This window comes from Pseudomonas sp. NFACC39-1 (genome assembly GCF_900110355.1).
Classification (GTDB): Bacteria; Pseudomonadota; Gammaproteobacteria; order Pseudomonadales; family Pseudomonadaceae; genus Aquipseudomonas; species Aquipseudomonas tehranensis.
This window is the reverse complement of sequence record NZ_FODL01000004.1, coordinates 242,571-257,896: the sequence shown is the minus strand read 5'-3', so window position 1 is coordinate 257,896 and position 15,326 is coordinate 242,571. Positions and strand designations below refer to the sequence as shown.

General features: G+C 59.7%; 16 protein-coding genes, 1 tRNA gene and 2 pseudogenes. 7 read left to right on the top strand and 12 right to left on the bottom strand.

The window, feature by feature from the left end:
• Positions 1-327: 327 nt before the first annotated feature.
• Positions 328-630: pseudogene (locus tag BMY45_RS10670) on the top strand (LysR family transcriptional regulator); the annotation flags it as partial.
• A 106-nt stretch (positions 631-736) separates the two neighbouring features.
• On the opposite strand, the gene BMY45_RS10665 reads toward BMY45_RS10670, so the two are convergent.
• Positions 737-1,102: a 5-carboxymethyl-2-hydroxymuconate Delta-isomerase gene (locus tag BMY45_RS10665; RefSeq protein WP_092397353.1), complete on the bottom strand. Its 366-nt coding sequence runs from the start codon at positions 1,100-1,102 to the stop codon at positions 737-739.
• A 324-nt stretch (positions 1,103-1,426) separates the two neighbouring features.
• On the opposite strand from BMY45_RS10665, the gene BMY45_RS10660 reads away from it, so the two are divergent.
• The 3 genes from BMY45_RS10660 to BMY45_RS10650 all read left to right on the top strand — a co-directional run bounded on the left by BMY45_RS10660 (position 1,427) and on the right by BMY45_RS10650 (position 3,041).
• Positions 1,427-1,618: a YegP family protein gene (locus BMY45_RS10660; protein WP_047227955.1), complete on the top strand. Its 192-nt coding sequence runs from the start codon at positions 1,427-1,429 to the stop codon at positions 1,616-1,618.
• A 142-nt stretch (positions 1,619-1,760) separates the two neighbouring features.
• Positions 1,761-2,567, top strand: a complete 807-nt coding sequence (locus BMY45_RS10655) for a helix-turn-helix domain-containing protein (RefSeq protein WP_092397351.1) — start codon at positions 1,761-1,763, stop codon at positions 2,565-2,567.
• A 102-nt stretch (positions 2,568-2,669) separates the two neighbouring features.
• Complete coding sequence (locus BMY45_RS10650) at positions 2,670-3,041, top strand: cupin domain-containing protein (protein WP_092397349.1); 372 nt, start codon at positions 2,670-2,672, stop codon at positions 3,039-3,041.
• Between the two features lie 32 nt (positions 3,042-3,073).
• Here BMY45_RS10650 and BMY45_RS10645 read toward each other — a convergent pair whose 3' ends face one another.
• The 8 genes and pseudogenes from BMY45_RS10645 to dapA form a co-directional block, all read right to left on the bottom strand.
• Entirely contained in the window at positions 3,074-3,844 is a 771-nt protein-coding gene (locus BMY45_RS10645; RefSeq protein WP_092397347.1) for a phytanoyl-CoA dioxygenase family protein, read from the bottom strand.
• 13 nt (positions 3,845-3,857) lie between these two features.
• A complete protein-coding gene (locus tag BMY45_RS28645; protein ID WP_371264147.1) occupies positions 3,858-4,637 on the bottom strand; it encodes a methyl-accepting chemotaxis protein in 780 nt (259 codons plus the stop codon).
• Positions 4,638-4,715: 78 nt separating this feature from the next.
• Positions 4,716-5,489: pseudogene (locus tag BMY45_RS28640) on the bottom strand (MCP four helix bundle domain-containing protein); the annotation flags it as partial.
• Between the two features lie 242 nt (positions 5,490-5,731).
• Positions 5,732-5,821, bottom strand: a tRNA-Ser gene (locus BMY45_RS10635).
• A gap of 83 nt (positions 5,822-5,904) precedes the next feature.
• Positions 5,905-6,618, bottom strand: coding sequence for a phosphoribosylaminoimidazolesuccinocarboxamide synthase (gene purC, locus BMY45_RS10630; RefSeq protein ID WP_025212375.1), 714 nt, complete (start codon positions 6,616-6,618; stop codon positions 5,905-5,907).
• Between the two features lie 28 nt (positions 6,619-6,646).
• Positions 6,647-7,405, bottom strand: a complete 759-nt coding sequence (locus BMY45_RS10625) for an MBL fold metallo-hydrolase (RefSeq protein WP_092397343.1) — start codon at positions 7,403-7,405, stop codon at positions 6,647-6,649.
• Between the two features lie 4 nt (positions 7,406-7,409).
• Positions 7,410-8,525, bottom strand: coding sequence for an outer membrane protein assembly factor BamC (bamC, locus tag BMY45_RS10620; protein ID WP_092397341.1), 1,116 nt, complete (start codon positions 8,523-8,525; stop codon positions 7,410-7,412).
• 17 nt (positions 8,526-8,542) lie between these two features.
• Positions 8,543-9,421 carry a 4-hydroxy-tetrahydrodipicolinate synthase gene (dapA, locus tag BMY45_RS10615; RefSeq protein ID WP_092397339.1) on the bottom strand — a complete coding sequence of 293 codons (879 nt, stop codon included), beginning with the start codon at positions 9,419-9,421 and terminating at the stop codon, positions 8,543-8,545.
• Between the two features lie 315 nt (positions 9,422-9,736).
• Here dapA and BMY45_RS10610 point away from each other — a divergent pair, with 315 nt between their 5' ends.
• Together BMY45_RS10610 and BMY45_RS10605 are read left to right on the top strand one after the other, a co-directional pair.
• Positions 9,737-10,297: a glycine cleavage system transcriptional repressor gene (locus tag BMY45_RS10610; protein WP_047227965.1), complete on the top strand. Its 561-nt coding sequence runs from the start codon at positions 9,737-9,739 to the stop codon at positions 10,295-10,297.
• A gap of 10 nt (positions 10,298-10,307) precedes the next feature.
• The gene (locus BMY45_RS10605) at positions 10,308-10,781 is read left to right on the top strand and encodes a peroxiredoxin (protein ID WP_092397337.1); all 474 of its coding nucleotides are present in this window, start codon (positions 10,308-10,310) and stop codon (positions 10,779-10,781) included.
• Positions 10,782-10,920: 139 nt separating this feature from the next.
• Here the strand turns inward: BMY45_RS10605 and BMY45_RS10600 are convergent, their stop codons facing one another.
• Together BMY45_RS10600 and BMY45_RS10595 are read right to left on the bottom strand one after the other, a co-directional pair.
• Positions 10,921-11,991 (bottom strand): AI-2E family transporter, encoded by a 1,071-nt coding sequence (locus tag BMY45_RS10600; RefSeq protein ID WP_092397335.1) that lies wholly within the window; start codon positions 11,989-11,991, stop codon positions 10,921-10,923.
• Positions 11,992-12,020: 29 nt separating this feature from the next.
• Positions 12,021-12,260: a sulfurtransferase TusA family protein gene (locus BMY45_RS10595; protein ID WP_047227968.1), complete on the bottom strand. Its 240-nt coding sequence runs from the start codon at positions 12,258-12,260 to the stop codon at positions 12,021-12,023.
• Between the two features lie 98 nt (positions 12,261-12,358).
• Between BMY45_RS10595 and BMY45_RS10590 the strand changes: the two genes are divergently transcribed.
• Positions 12,359-13,792, top strand: coding sequence for a M48 family metalloprotease (locus BMY45_RS10590; protein WP_092397333.1), 1,434 nt, complete (start codon positions 12,359-12,361; stop codon positions 13,790-13,792).
• Positions 13,793-13,856: 64 nt separating this feature from the next.
• Here the strand turns inward: BMY45_RS10590 and BMY45_RS10585 are convergent, their stop codons facing one another.
• Positions 13,857-15,284, bottom strand: coding sequence for a DegQ family serine endoprotease (locus tag BMY45_RS10585; RefSeq protein ID WP_047227970.1), 1,428 nt, complete (start codon positions 15,282-15,284; stop codon positions 13,857-13,859).
• Positions 15,285-15,326: the final 42 nt, after the last annotated feature.

Below are 15,326 nucleotides of genomic sequence, written 5' to 3'. Positions count from 1 at the left end.
CCGACCGGCTCCATTGCGGCGTATGACGGGTATTGGAGTGCTGCGGGCCAACCGTCCATAAAAGACATCACAGGAAACACACCCTTGCAGCGTCCCACGTCACCAAAGCCGGTTAAACCTCGATTTGATGGAGCTTGGATCGCCACAGGCTAAACAATCGGCCAGAGCACCCTATGCTGATCGATCTGTCGTGTTCATTACCTTATCTGTCCCACTCCCGACCGTGAAAGCGCTTGCCTGGCATTCTCCTGGGACGATCGTTCCGTTAGGATCAAGGGTCTGGTTTGCGCAAGATCCGCGCAAGGAGCACAGAGAGAGACAGAACGGATGCTGAACAGTAACTCCCTCAGAAAACTCGATATGCAAGACCTCATGGTATTTAACGCCGTGTACGAGCAAAGCAGCGTCACCGGTGTATCCGAGGCGCTGTGCGTCAGCCAGTCAACGGTCAGCTACTGCCTCAAGAAACTGCGGACCTGTTTCGACGACGAGTTGTTCATCAACACCCGCACCGGCATGCGCCCCACTTATAAAGCCGAGGGCATGTACAACCACGTGCGCACCATCCTGCTGAGCATCAACCTGTGCCATGCCGGTGCGGCCACGGTTGAGCCCGCCCGGCAAACCATCAAGCGCCTGAAGGCTTGTCGGGATTCACCTTGAAGCGCCGTGCAGCCAGGCCGCTGATAGCACCTGGCTGCGCGAGCGGATCGTCAAAGCCCGAAGCACCTGCCCCTCAAGCGCCGATGACAGCCTTGGCATAGGGGCCTCGGTCGATGTCGAGGATTTCCACGCACAGTTGTACGGAAACGTCAGTCGGCCATTCGCCCACCTCCTGGATCACCTCCAACAGTTTTTCGGCCAACTGCTTCTTGACCTCTGGCGAACGGCCGCTCAACAAGGCCAGCTTCACGTGCACGAAACCTCGCTTTTCGAAAAGGGTGCCCACCAGGAAATTCTCGATTTTCACAGCCCGGCTTTTGATGTCCGACTCGGCAGCGAACTGACCGGAGGCCACCAGCGTATTATTCAGACGCAACAGTACGACACCCTCGTCAAACTTGGGCAGGTTGGCGGTGTACTCCATGTGCAGGTGAGGCATGTGTTCGACTCCTGTTCGAAAATATGACGATGTGGTTTCAGCCGTCGCAACCATACCTCGACTTTACTTGGCTGACGCAGGTTTTGTGGGTAGACGGTGTTCGGATTGCTCACAGGTCGTCTGCTCCAGGCGCCGACCGACCCGAAGGTTGCGGTTCATCCACCGTCCGCGCACGCATCAGCTTGCGCGACAGCGCTGCAATTATTGGCAATATTTCATCACTATTGGAAACGTATTTGCGGTAGCGAAAAGTACCCGTTTGGCTAGGCTTGCGAAACATGTTCAAAACATGTCTTGAATGAATTAATCGCAGGGAGCGAACCGATGTATTTTGAGATCTACAGGCAGACCCGAGGCACCCAGAGCACTGGAAAAGGCCAATGGCGGTGGCGCTTGAGAGCCGGCAACCACGAAACGATCGCCAGCGGCGAATCCTATGTGAACAAGGCTGACTGCCTTCACGTTATCGGGCTGATCAAGAGCGCCCAGGGTGAGACACCCGTGAAGGAAATCTGAAGCAGCCACGCACTGTACCGACCAGTAAGCTGTCCCGCGTAACGAGCAGCTTGCTGCGACCTGAATCCGGGTCTCGCTTTTTACTGCGCCAAGGCCTATCAGACAGGTATCGTGTGCAGACAAAAGCGAGAGGCCGGTCTAAATGACTCCATCAAACCGTGATCGCGACTGGCTGGTGCGGGCTCCTGAATCAAGAAAAATGGAGCGCATCGAAGCCTATTTCAGTGGCCATGGCTACACCACCCACCGGCATGACACCTACGCCATCGGCGTCACGCTCTGCGGTGTTCAGAGCTTCAATTACCGCCATAGCAAACGCCATAGCCAGCCCGGCGGAACCATCGTCCTGCACCCGGATGAAGTTCACGATGGCGAAGCAGGCACGAGCGAGGGCTTTCGCTACCGGATGTTCTACGTAGAACCCTCCGTGATCCAGCAAGTGCTGGGCGGCAAACCCTTGCCCTTCATCGAAGGAGGGTTGTCGAACGATCCTCTCCTTAATGTTGCTACCCGCAGGCTATTGCGCAGCCTGGATCACCCGCTTGATCCGCTGGAAGAGGAGGACGGCCTCTACGATGTGGCCCAGGCCCTCGACCGCGCAGCGGGTAACCGGCGCGGACGGCGGTTGATTGACTACTCGGCGGCAGAGCGCGCCCGACTGTTCATTCACGATGCCCTTGACCAGCCCATCAGTCTGGATGATCTGGTCCAGGCAAGTGGCCGGGATCGATGGAGCCTGTCCCGGGACTTTCGAGCGCTGTACGGCACCAGCCCCTACCGGTATATCAACCAGCGCCGCCTGAATAAAGCCCGTCACCTGGTTATCCACGGCATGCCATTGAGTGAAGCCGCCCTGGCGTGCGGCTTTTTCGATCAGAGCCACATGACCCGGTTGCATACCCAGGCGTTCGGCATTTCACCTGCACGCTGGTTGAAGATGCTGCGCTGACGTCGGGCGCCAGGCCCCACAAAACCTGCACAATCATCCAATACCCGCTCAAGCTCAGGCAGTAAGGTCGCGCTCACCCCCTTCACAAGACGAGCATCCTCTATGAGCACTCACTACTCCCCCATCAATTTCGCTCAGAAATACGCACTCTTCCAGGAACAATGGGCCCCGAAAGTCGTGGCCGAAATGAACGACTACCAGTTCAAGATCGTCCGGCTCGAAGGTGACTTCGTCTGGCATACCCACGCCGATACCGATGAAACCTTCATCGTGCTGGAAGGCGAGCTTCGAATTGATTTTCGCGACGGCGCGGTGACGATTGGCCCAGGCGAGATGTACGTGGTGAAAAAAGGTGTCGAGCATAAGCCCAGCGCCGCACTGGAAGTGAAATTGCTGTTGATCGAGCCTCGCGGCGTCATCAACACAGGCGATGAAACCAATGAGCGAACAGCAGTCAATGATGTCTGGATCTGACGTCGCCTCGTGACGTAACCGATGCCAGGGGGTCAATCGTACTCGGCCTCCTGATGATCGCCCAACAGGCGCCGCTGGCGAGGTGTCGCGGAGGCCAGCACAGCGGGGTTGAACTGCCAGTCCAGATAAGGCGAGAACTTCTGCGCAATCATCCGCCGGCCATAGTGAACCTGCAGCATATATCGTGAACGATCGACGCTGCGGTTCTCGCTGCCGGCATGCCACAACTCGCTGCGCAGCATCAGCACATCGCCAGCCCGACACAACACCGGTTGCGCGACGCGTCCTTGCCACTGCGTTTCGCCCGCCACGGGCGCCCGCCCCGCCCGATGACTGCCGGGAATGACCCAGGTGGGACTCAGGTCGGCATCAATGTCGTCAAGGTAAAATTGTGCCGTGCAAATCTGCATCGGCAACTCGAAAGCGGGATCGGCCAGGAACGCTGGTGGCAATGCCATTGCCAGGTAATCCAGATGCAACGGGGCCCCGATAAACCCGGGATGGCAACGCCAGGCAGTCTGCCCAATGATGTGGCAGTCATCCCCCAGGGCCGCCTCGGCCAGCTCGATCACCCCGTCCATATCAAGAAACGGCAACCAGAACGGATCGCGATTGAACACGCATTTGTAGTGATCTATCACACCGCTGTAGTCCCAGTGCAGGGGTTTAAGCTGATCGATTGCGCGGCGCAGGTCGTGGATTTGCACGGTGTTCAATACCGCAGGCATCAGGACAAAACCGTCCTGATGCAGCGCTCGCAAGCGCTCGTCAGTGAGCGCCGCCAACGGTGGGAGGGAGGCCACGATCGCGCCTGCCTCAGGTGCGGAAACGGCCGATCAATTCCGCCAATGTCCTCGAGAGGCCGGAAAGCTGCTGGCTGGCATGCATGCTCTGGGCAGAGTTCTGCGCCGCTTCGTTAGACAGATCGCGGATATCGGAGATGTTACGGGCGATTTCCTCGGTGACGCTGCTCTGCTCTTCACAAGCGTTGGCGATTTGCGCGGCCATGTCGTTGATCCGCTGTATGGAACCGCCGGTGCCGCTGAGCACCTGGTCCACACTCGCCGCCCGCTCGACGCTATCACGGGCCTTGGTGCTACCGACGTGCATCGCTTGTACGGCCTTGGCGACGCCCGACTGCAAGCGCTCGATGCGGACCTGGATATCCTTGGTCGAATCCTGGGTCCGCGCCGCCAACGCCCTGACTTCATCAGCCACGACGGCAAAACCGCGGCCTTGTTCACCGGCGCGCGCAGCCTCAATGGCGGCGTTCAGCGCAAGCAGGTTGGTTTGTTCAGCGATGCCACGAATCACCTCGAGGACCGCTCCGATGCTGGAAGTTTCCTGGGCCAAGGCTTCGATGGTTCCCGACGCACTTTCCACTTCCTGCGCCAGTTGGCGGATCGATTCGATGGTGCTGCTGACAACGTCGGCACCATCGCGGGACTGACTGGTGGCCTGTTGTGCGGCGTCCGAGGCATTCAGCGCGTTGTGAGCGACTTCATGCACGGCGGCGCTCATCTGGGTTGCGGCGGTGCTGACCTGATCAAGCGCCGCATGCTCGCTGCTGATCAGTTGGTCGTTGGTCGCGGCCATGCTGGCCATGGCGCGTGCCGCGGCATCGACCTCTCCGGTCACCCGGCCCACCTCGGCAATCAGCGGCTGCAGTTTGTCGAGAAAGCGGTTGAATGCGCTGCCGAGCTGGCCCAGTTCGTCAGCCGAACGGACCTCAAGACGCGCCTTCAAATCGCCGCCCCCCTCTGCAATCTGCTCGACGCGGCTTAGCAAGCGACGCATGGGACGCAGCACGACCATTGGCAAAACAACAACGACCAGAATGCAGCCAAGCAGACCGATCAACAGAATGCCGCCCTGATGCACCCCCACTTCTTCGCCATTTTCTATCGCCGCGTCTCCCTCGCGATGGGACGCCTGGTCTTCCAGTTCGCCCAACTTGTCGATGGAATCACGCATGGTCTCGAACAGGCGTTCGCTGTCACCAAAACTCAGTTTGCTGGCCGCCTCCATATCACCTACGGACAACTCCATTACCCGCCGCGAAACCTGCTTCCACTTGGCAAAACCGTCATTGAACTGACTGACCAACGCCAGCGCTTCGGCCCCCGGCTGCATCGCGGCATATTGCTGCACGCGATCAAAAGCCTGCTTCGCATTCTCCTCATGACTGGCGCTCAGCGCCGTCAGATGCTCGTCCGCATGACCGTCAAGGAGGCTGCGCTCGGCAACGAAGGCCTGATAGAGATCGCGATCGGCATTGAGCAACAGGCTGATGGCCGGCAAGTAACGCTTGGTCAGCTGTGTGCTGGACTGCGTCACCTGATCAATGCCCCGCATGCCCGACCATCCCATTAACACCAACAACAGCGCTAGGAAAGCAATCGGCAGGGTGATTTTCCAGCGAAAACCCAGGTCGGCAAAGAACCGCATCATGGGGGGCACTCCTTCTATGGGGGTTAGCTTACCTATCGGCAGGCATGCTTTGAGCTATAGACCATTAGTCTGATTGACACAAAGGAGGGGCTTGCTATTGAGCAACAAACCGCCACTGCCTGAGGAGAACCCCGCCCCGGCGCTACGGCAAAGATCGACAGCAACTGCGGTACAAACGCCAAAAACGAAAAAGCCCCTGAAATGTTCAACCATTTCAGGGGCTTAGTCGTATTCAATTATGGCGGAGAGATAGGGATTTGAACCCTAGGTACTGTCGCCAGTACAACGGATTTCGAATCCGTCCCGTTCGGCCACTCCGGCATCTCTCCAGTGGCGCGCATCATACCAGCACATTCGCCGGAAGCGAACCCCCGGGCGAAATTTTTTCCGTGCTATCAGATGCTTGCGTCGATTACAGCGGTACGCCCAGACGCTGAGCAACTTCTTCGTAGGCTTCGATGACGTCACCGAGGCCTTGGCGGAAGCGGTCTTTGTCCATCTTCTTCTTGGTGTCCTTGTCCCACAGGCGGCAGCCGTCCGGGCTGAATTCGTCACCCAGGACGATGGAGCCGTCGCTGAACACACCGAACTCAAGCTTGAAGTCCACCAGCAGCAGGCCGGCGTCGTCGAACAGCTTGGTCAGCACTTCGTTGACCTTGAGGGACAATTCCTTCATGCGGGCCAGTTGCTCGGCGGTGCCCCAACCGAATGCCACGACGTGGGATTCGTTGATGAACGGGTCGCCCTTGGCGTCGTCCTTCAGGAACAGCTCGAAGGTGTAGGGATTGAGCTTCATGCCCTCTTCCACACCCAGGCGCTTGACCAGGCTGCCGGCGGCGTAGTTACGCACGACGCATTCGACCGGGATCATGTCCAGCTTCTTGACCAGGCATTCGTTGTCGCCCAGCAGCTTGTCGAACTGGGTCGGCACGCCGGCGGCTTCGAGTTTCTGCATGATGAAGGCATTGAACTTGTTGTTCACCATGCCCTTGCGGTCCAGTTGTTCGATGCGCTTGCCGTCGAACGCCGAGGTGTCGTTGCGAAACAGCAGGATCAAGCGGTCTGCGTCGTCGGTCTTGTAAACCGATTTGGCTTTGCCGCGGTAGAGTTCTTCACGTTTTTCCATGATGGGCTCCGCTTGCTAAGTAGATGGGCTAGGCGATATGTCGCCAGTCGAGCCCTGAATCTTGATCGGCCAGTTGCAGCCAGTCCGGGTCGCACCCAAGGGTGTCGACGAAACATTGCCGGGCCAGCTGCGGCAGGTTGTTCTTGCTGCTCAGATGGGCCAGGACCAGGTGTTGCAGGCCTTGCCAGCCCAACTCGGCCACCAGGAACGCCGCCTGGTGGTTGTTCAAATGTCCGCGCTCCCCGCCTACCCGCTGCTTGAGAAAATACGGGTAGTACCCGCGCGCCAGCATGTCACGACAGTGGTTGGACTCGATCATCAAGGCATCGAGATCGCGGTAGCTGTCCATCACCCTGTCGCAATACGAACCCAGGTCGGTCAGCAACCCAAAGCGCCGCTCACCGTCGCTGAACACATACTGCGTGGGCTCCCGGGCGTCGTGCGCCACGCTGACCACGCTGACCTCCAGGGCACCAATGCGCAGTTGCTCGCCACCGGCCACCAAGCCTGCAGGTTCGAGGGGCTTACGCAGGCCCTCCAGTGTGCCGCGGCTCAGGTATACCGGCAGATTGTAGCGCCGAGACAGCAAACCCACGCCATGCACGTGGTCGGCATGTTCGTGGGTCACGAGTATCGCGCTCAATTGCGCCGGGTGCACACCCAGGCGCAACAGGCGTTTCTCGGTTTCTCGCAAGGAGAAACCACAATCGACCAGCACATACGTGCCGGCGCTGGCTATCAGCGTGCCGTTCCCTTGGCTACCGCTGCCGAGAACGGCAAAACGCATCGGATCAGCCCAGATTGTCCTGAATCACGCTCAATACCTGGCGGGCCACATCGGCCGGTGCCACGGTGTTGATGTTTTTCTCGACGGTCACCTGAACGTTGTCACCCACCTTGCTCAGACGAACCTGATAACGCTCGGCGCGGGCTTCAATTTCTTCCTTGTCCGGCTCGCTGCCGAACAGACCACTGAAGAAGCCAGGCTTCTCATCTTTCTTCTCGGCCTTTTCGGCGAGGTTGATGTAGTACAGGCCCAGGCTGCGGTTGATGTCTTCCACCCGCCATTCACCCTGCTCCAGCGCACGGCCCACGCTCGACCAGGCGCGATCCAGGTCGGAACCGACGTTGAGCACCGGGTTGCCGCTGCCGTCTTCGCTCAGGCTGACGCGGCTCGGAACGTCGAAATCCCGAGATGCAAGCATCGAAACCGAACCGCCCTGTTCTGCATTACGGCTCATGCTGGCGAGCATGTCGTCCACCAGCGCAGCATCCAGGCCGGTGTTGACCGAACGGTTGGTGAAGGCCACATCGGCGGTGCTGCCGGCGGGACGCTCGGCGCTGACCACGTAGATTTCACTGGTGTTGCGCTGCACGCCCGGCTCGATGCGAACCCGCACGCGGCTTTCGCTGTCGGCACCGACACCGGCGGCGCTCAAGCGCTTGGCCATGGCGGCGGACAGCTCATCGGCACGTTGCCAGGTGGTGGTGAATTCGCCCGTTTGCGGACGCTGTTCATCCAGGCGGAAACCGTTGTCCTGGAAGAACTGGATCGCCACGGGCCAGACTTCGGCCGGTGGGTGCTGGGCCATGACCCAGCTTGAATCGCCGCTCTTTTGCAGGGTGTAGTCGCTGGCATCGGCCAAGGCCGAGAGCGGCTGTGGACGGGGAACGACGTATTCACCCTTGACGCTGTCATCCGCCACGTTACGCGGGATCGGCAACAGCGGATCCAGGCGTTTGGCGACACTGACATCGGGCGGTATTTGCATCGGTGCAGTCTGTTGCGCTTCCAGGTAATCGCTACCACGGTCGCGGAAGTAACCTTCCGGGCCCCAGACCCATCCGCAGCCACTGGTGCTGGAGATAATCAAGGCAAGTGCGGAAAGTCCGGCCATTCGCTTCATGCGTTGTACTTCCTCAATTAAACCAGGACGCCCGACTGGCGCATGGCCTGCCGAAGCGGTTCGTGACAGGCTTCGCTCAACCAGGTGAGCGGCAGGCGGATGCCTTGATGCATCAGGCCCATTTCAACCAAAGCCCACTTCACCGGAATCGGGTTGGCTTCGATGAACAGGTCCCTGTGCAACGGCATCAGTTTTTCGTTGATTGCCCGCGCGGTCTCGGCGTCGCCCTTGAGCGCCGCCTCGCACAGGTCGGCCATTTCGCGCGGAGCGACGTTGGCGGTGACGGAGATATTGCCCTTGCCACCCAGCAGGATCAGCTCGACGGCGGTCGGATCATCGCCGGACAGCACGAGGAAGTCATCGCTCACGCCAGCGAGGATGGCTTTGGCGCGATCCAGGTCGCCGGTGGCTTCCTTGATACCGATGATTCTCGGCACGGTGGACAGGCGAATCACGGTCTCAGCCTGCATGTCGCAGGAGGTGCGGCCGGGAACGTTGTAGAGAATCTGCGGGATGTCGACCGCTTCGGCAATGTGCTTGAAGTGCTGGTACAAGCCTTCCTGGGTTGGCTTGTTGTAGTACGGAACGACCAGCAGGCAAGCGTCGGCACCGGCTTCCTTGGCGTTGCGGGTCAACTCGACGGCTTCGCGGGTCGAGTTGGCGCCGGTACCGGCGATCACCGGAATCTTTCCGGCTACCTGTTTGACCACGGCGCGGATGACTTCGATATGTTCGTTGACATCAAGGGTTGCCGACTCGCCAGTGGTACCGACGGCGACAATGGCATGGGTGCCGTTTTCAAGGTGGAAGTCCACGAGTTTGCTGAGGCTGACCCAGTCAAGACGCCCTTGTGCATCCATGGGTGTGACCAGTGCCACCATACTGCCCGCAATCATGAAACCGCTCCTGCCGGAAAAAGAGAGCGGTAATGGTACTGGCGCCAAGATGCTTGTACAAGCGAACTACCATTCCCCTTGGCGATGGTTTTCGCTACCCTTCAGGCTTTGATCGGTACCGATAAGCTCATACGCCGGTTCCCAGCCTCCGTTATTCGTCGCCACAAGCCCCATTCCTGCGTTTGTCCTGCCGCATTTCCGCCACCCCGGAATGCAGCGCAACCCAGGCAAAGGGCTTGAGTCGTTCGTTTCTCCAGGTTTGTCGCCGTGCCGAGCTGCAAAAGTACCGACCGCTCATCGCTTTAGGAATGCTGCATGTCCACCCCCACAGTCCGCGAACAATTCCTTGTTATCAGTGCCCTTGGCGCCAACCCCATGGAGCTGACTAACGTCCTGTGCCGCGCCAGCCATGAAAATCGCTGCGCCGTCGTAACCTCACGCCTGACCCGTCACGGCGAATGCAGTGCGCTCGTGCTTGAGATCTCCGGCAGTTGGGACGCCCTGGCCCGCCTGGAAGCCAGCCTGCCGGTGCTCGCCAAGAAACACGCCTTCACCGTCAACGTGGTGCGCAGCGCAGCCCTGGAGAACCGTCCCCAGGCCCTGCCCTACGTGGCCTATGTGAGTTCGGCCTATCGCCCGGACATCATCAATGAGCTGTGCCAGTTCTTCATGGACCACCATGTCGAGCTGGAAAACCTGACTTGCGACACCTACCAGGCCCCGCAGACAGGCGGCACCATGCTCAATGCCACGTTCACCGTGACACTGCCGGCCGGCACCCAGATCAGTTGGCTGCGCGATCAGTTCCTGGATTTCGCCGACGCGATGAACCTCGATGCCCTGATCGAACCGTGGCGCCCCCAAAACCCAATGTAAGGAAGCGTTCATGGCCGTTGCCATTGACCAACCGGTTACCGATTTCCAGGCGCCCGCTACCAGCGGGCACACCGTCAGCCTCGCGGCCCTTAAAGGCAAGCAGGTGGTGATTTACTTCTACCCCAAGGACAGCACCCCGGGGTGTACCACCGAAGGCCAGGGTTTTCGTGACCAGTACGCCCAGTTCCAGGCCGCCAACACCGAAGTGTTCGGCGTATCGCGCGATAGCCTCAAGTCCCACGAGAACTTCAAGTGCAAGCAGGAGTTCCCGTTCGAGCTGATCAGCGACAAGGACGAGGCCGTTTGCCAGCTGTTCGACGTGATCAAGCTGAAAAAGCTCTATGGCAAGGAGTATCTGGGCGTTGATCGCAGCACGTTCCTGATCGACAAGGATGGTGTGCTACGCCAGGAATGGCGCGGTGTGAAGGTGCCGGGGCATGTGGATGCGGTGTTGTCGGCGGCGCAGGCGCTGAACAAGGCCTGAAGTTTTTTCGTTGCCTGTCCTGGCGCTATCGCGAGCAGGCTCGCTCCCACAGGGGATTTATTAACGGCACAAATCCAGTGTGGGAGCGAGCCTGCTCGCGATGAGGCCACCCGCATCCTCACCGGATAAATAGCGCCTACTACAGCAACGGCGCCACCACCGACTCCCGGCTCGGCCACGCATCCAGCACAGCCTTGAACAGTGTTGCCAGGGGAATGGCAAAGAACACACCCCAAAACCCCCACAGCCCGCCAAACAGCAACACCGCGCAGATGATCACCACCGGATGCAGGTTCACTGCTTCGGAGAACAGCAGCGGCACCAGCACGTTGCCATCGAGCACCTGGATGATCCCGTAGACGGCCATCAGATAAATGAACTGATCGCTCCATCCCCACTGGAACAGCGCAATCAACGCCACGGGCACGGTCACCACCACGGTCCCGACATACGGCACCACCACCGAAATGCCCACCAGCAGCGCCAGCAATGCCGCGTAATTGAGCCCAAGGGCCACGAAGCCGATGTAGGTCACGCCGCCGCAGATGAAAATCTCGATAACTTTTCCGCGAATGTAGTTGGCGATCTGGCGATTCATTTCCTGGGCCACCCGGGTGATCAGCGCCCGCTCGCGGGGCAGATAGCCACGGACCCAGCGCCCGATCATTTCCCGATCCTTGAGAAAGAAAAACACCAGGATCGGCACCAGCACCAGGTAGATCATGATGTTCACCAGCAGCGGCAGGCTGGACAAAGAGAACGTCAGCGCCCACTGGCCGAACTTGCCGATCTGGCCGCGCACCACCTCGATGGCCTGCAGTACCTGCTCGTCGGACACCAGATGCGGATATCGCTCCGGCAACAGCAATAACAACGACTGCCATTTGGCAAGCATCCCGGGCAATTCGTTGAACAAGGTCACCAACTGATGCCAGAGCAGCGGCATGATCACGACGACGAACACCACCAACAACCCCATGAACAGGGCGAATACCAGCCCTACCGCCATGGCGCCAGGCAGCCGCATCCGTTCCAGTGTCGTGACCAGCCCCTGCATCAGGTACGCCAGCACCATCCCTGCCAGCACCGGCGCGAGCATGCCACCCAGCGTGAGGACTGCCGTGAAGGCCAGGAACAGCAACACTGCCAGCACCACCGCCTCTTCGTCGGAGAAGTAGCGCTGGATCCAGTCGCGTAACACTTTGAACATTAAAAATCCTTAAGGGCCGCTGTGGTTTTTCAGGCTTTCTTCAGCCAGTAACGGTAGACGCCGTTGTCGTCTTCTTCACGCAGCAGCGTATGACCGGCCAGCCGGGCAAAGGTGCGGAAATCACGCTGGGAGCCCGCGTCCGTTGCGGTCACCTTGAGCACGGCGCCACTGGCGAGGCGATTGAGTTCCAGCTTGGCCTTGAGCAGTGGTAACGGGCAATTCAGGCCGCTGGCGTCCAGTTCGGCATCGGGGGCTACAGCATCGGTCATCGGTTCACTCCGCAGCAGGTCGTTGAGCGACTTAGAATATCTGGTCCCGGGCCTGGTGTCCGGCTACAGTAGGGTCTTTGTCGACTAAGGCTTCGTGCATGACATTTCTGCGCCCCACCCTGCTGACGCTCGCTTGCCTGCTTGCCTCACCGGGCTTCGCCGACGACCTGCCGTCACTCGGCGACGCCAGTTCTGCCATCGTCTCGCCGCAACAGGAGCACCAGTTGGGTCGCGCCTGGCTGGCCTTGTTGCGCAGTCAGGTCTCACAGCTCAACGATCCACAGCTCAAGGACTACGTCGAGTCCAGCGTTTACAAACTGGTGGAGACCAGCCAGGTCAACGACCGACGCCTGGAATTCATCCTGATCAACAGCCCGCAACTCAACGCTTTCGCCGCACCCGGCGGAATCGTCGGAGTAAACGGTGGACTGTTCCTCAATGCGCAGACCGAAGGTGAATACGCCTCGGTCATGGCCCACGAACTGGCGCACTTGTCACAACGCCACTTTGCCCGGGGCGTCGAAGCTCAACAACGCATGCAGGTGCCGATGATGGCAGCGCTGCTGGCTGGCATTGTGATCGCCGCCGCCGGTGGTGGTGACGCCGGGATCGCGGCCATTGCCGGCACCCAGGCGGCCGCCATTCAGGAACAACGGCGTTTCTCGCGTCAGAACGAGCAGGAGGCCGACCGCATCGGCATCCAGAACCTGGAAAAGGCCGGCTATGATCCGCGGTCCATGCCGACCATGTTCGAACGGCTGATGCGCCAGTACCGTTTCGACGCCAGGCCCCCTGAATTCCTGCTGACTCACCCGGTGACCGAATCCCGAATCGCTGACACCCGCAACCGCGCCGAACAGGCAGGGCCAGGTGGCATCGAGGACAGCATGCGCTATCAATTGATTCGCGCACGGGTCAAGTTGATCTACGAAGAAACGCCAGGACTGGGCGCCAAGCGCTTCCGGGCGCAACTGGATGAAAACCCGAAGAACGACGTGGCCCGCTATGGCTTGGCGATCGCGCAGATCAAGGGTGGCCAGTTGAATGAGGCCCGGGAAAACCTCAAGCAGTTACTGGCCAAATCGCCTAACGAGATCATCTATAACCTGGCCCAGGTTGATCTGGATATCACCAGCAACAAACTGCCAGACGCTCAGGCTCGCGTCGACCGGATGCTAGCCCAGTACCCGGGCAACTATCCGCTGAATCAGGTGCGCGTCGACTTGCTGCTCAAGCAGAACCGCCCCGCCGACGCCGAGAAGGCTCTTGAGAACCTGCTCAAGACTCGTCCAGACGATCCGGATGTCTGGTACATGGTGGCAGAGACCCGCGGACTGTCGGGCAACATCATCGGCCTGCACCAGGCCCGCGCCGAATACTTCGCTCTGGTGGGCGACTACCGTCAGGCCATCCAGCAACTGGACTTCGCCAAACGGCGCGCCGGCAGCAATTTCCCGCTGTCGTCACGCATCGACGCCAGGCAGCGCGAGCTCATGGAGCAGGAGCGCATGGTCAAGGACATGATGGGCTGAGTCTTTTCGGACACAAAAAAACCGCCTCTTTCGAGGCGGTTTTTTTGTTGGGACAGCTAAGCGATCACTCGGCCAGCTTGAAGGTAATGAAACTCGCACGGCCCTGACGCAGCACCCGCATCGAGACCGAACGATTCTTCGGCAAGGCCTTGGCGATGTCGGTGAACTCCTTGGCCGAACCGATTGCCTGGTTGTTCAGGTGAGTGATGATGTCGCCTGGTTGCAGGCCGATCATGGCCGCAGGACCCTCCTGCACCTCCTTGATCACTACACCACCTTGCAGCTCCAGGGTCCGCTTTTGCTCTGGCGTAAGCTCCGCCACAGCCACGCCCAGACGATTGCTGCTACGTTCCACGCCTGACTTGGCCAGTGAATCGAGCTCCTTGCCTTCCTCTGGAATGGCGCCGACGGTCAATTCGACGTTTGTGCGCTTGCCTTCGCGGATCACTTCCAGATTCGCCTTGGAACCCGCCTTGAGGGCACCCACCAGATGTGGCAGGTCAGCGGACATGACGATCGGCTGGCCATTCATGCTCAGGATCACGTCGCCCACTTGCAGGCCACCCTTGGCAGCCGGACCACCCTCCTGAATCTGCGCCACCAGCGCACCGGCAGGCTTCTCCAGCCCGAACGACTCGGCCAGGTCCTTGTTCACTTCCTGAATGACCACGCCCAACCAGCCGCGGCTGACCTTGCCTTCGGTTTTCAGCTGATTGGACACGTCCATGGCAACGTCGATCGGGATCGCGAAGGACACGCCCATGAAGCCGCCCGAACGGGTATATATCTGGGAGTTGATCCCGACGACTTCACCGTCGAGGTTGAACAGCGGCCCACCGGAGTTGCCTGGGTTGATCGGCACGTCGGTCTGGATGAACGGCACGTAGTTTTCGTTTGGCAGGCTGCGACCGATGGCGCTGACGATGCCCTGGGTTACGGTATGGTCAAAGCCAAACGGCGAACCGATGGCCACGACCCACTGACCGGCTTTCAGGTTCTGGGATTTGCCCAGCTTGAGCACGGGCAGATCTTTACCTTCGATCTTCAGCAACGCCACGTCAGAACGCGGGTCAGTACCGATCAGTTTGGCTTTGAGCTCACTGCGGTCTGCCAGGCGCACCAGGATCTCGTCGGCATCGGCAATCACGTGATTATTGGTCAGGATGTAACCGTCAGGCGAAATAATGAAACCCGAGCCCAGGGACTGCGCTTCACGCTGACGGCCACCGCCGGGAGAACGCGGTTGCGGCATCCCGCGTTCGAAGAACTCGCGCAGCATCGGCGGCAAACCTTCCAGGTCCGGCATTTGCTGATCCATCACTCTGCGTTCCGGCAGTTTCTGGGTGGTACTGATGTTCACCACCGCCGGCGAGGCTTGCTCGACCAGCTCAGTGAAGTCAGGCAATTCGACCGCCATAGCGGGAACGGCCTGACCGAGCACAAGCACAGTGGCAAAGATGGAAAGATAGGTTTTCAAGCGTGGTATCGACATACGGCTCCCGTTACGACGAGCGTGGTTAAGCGATATGGAGCA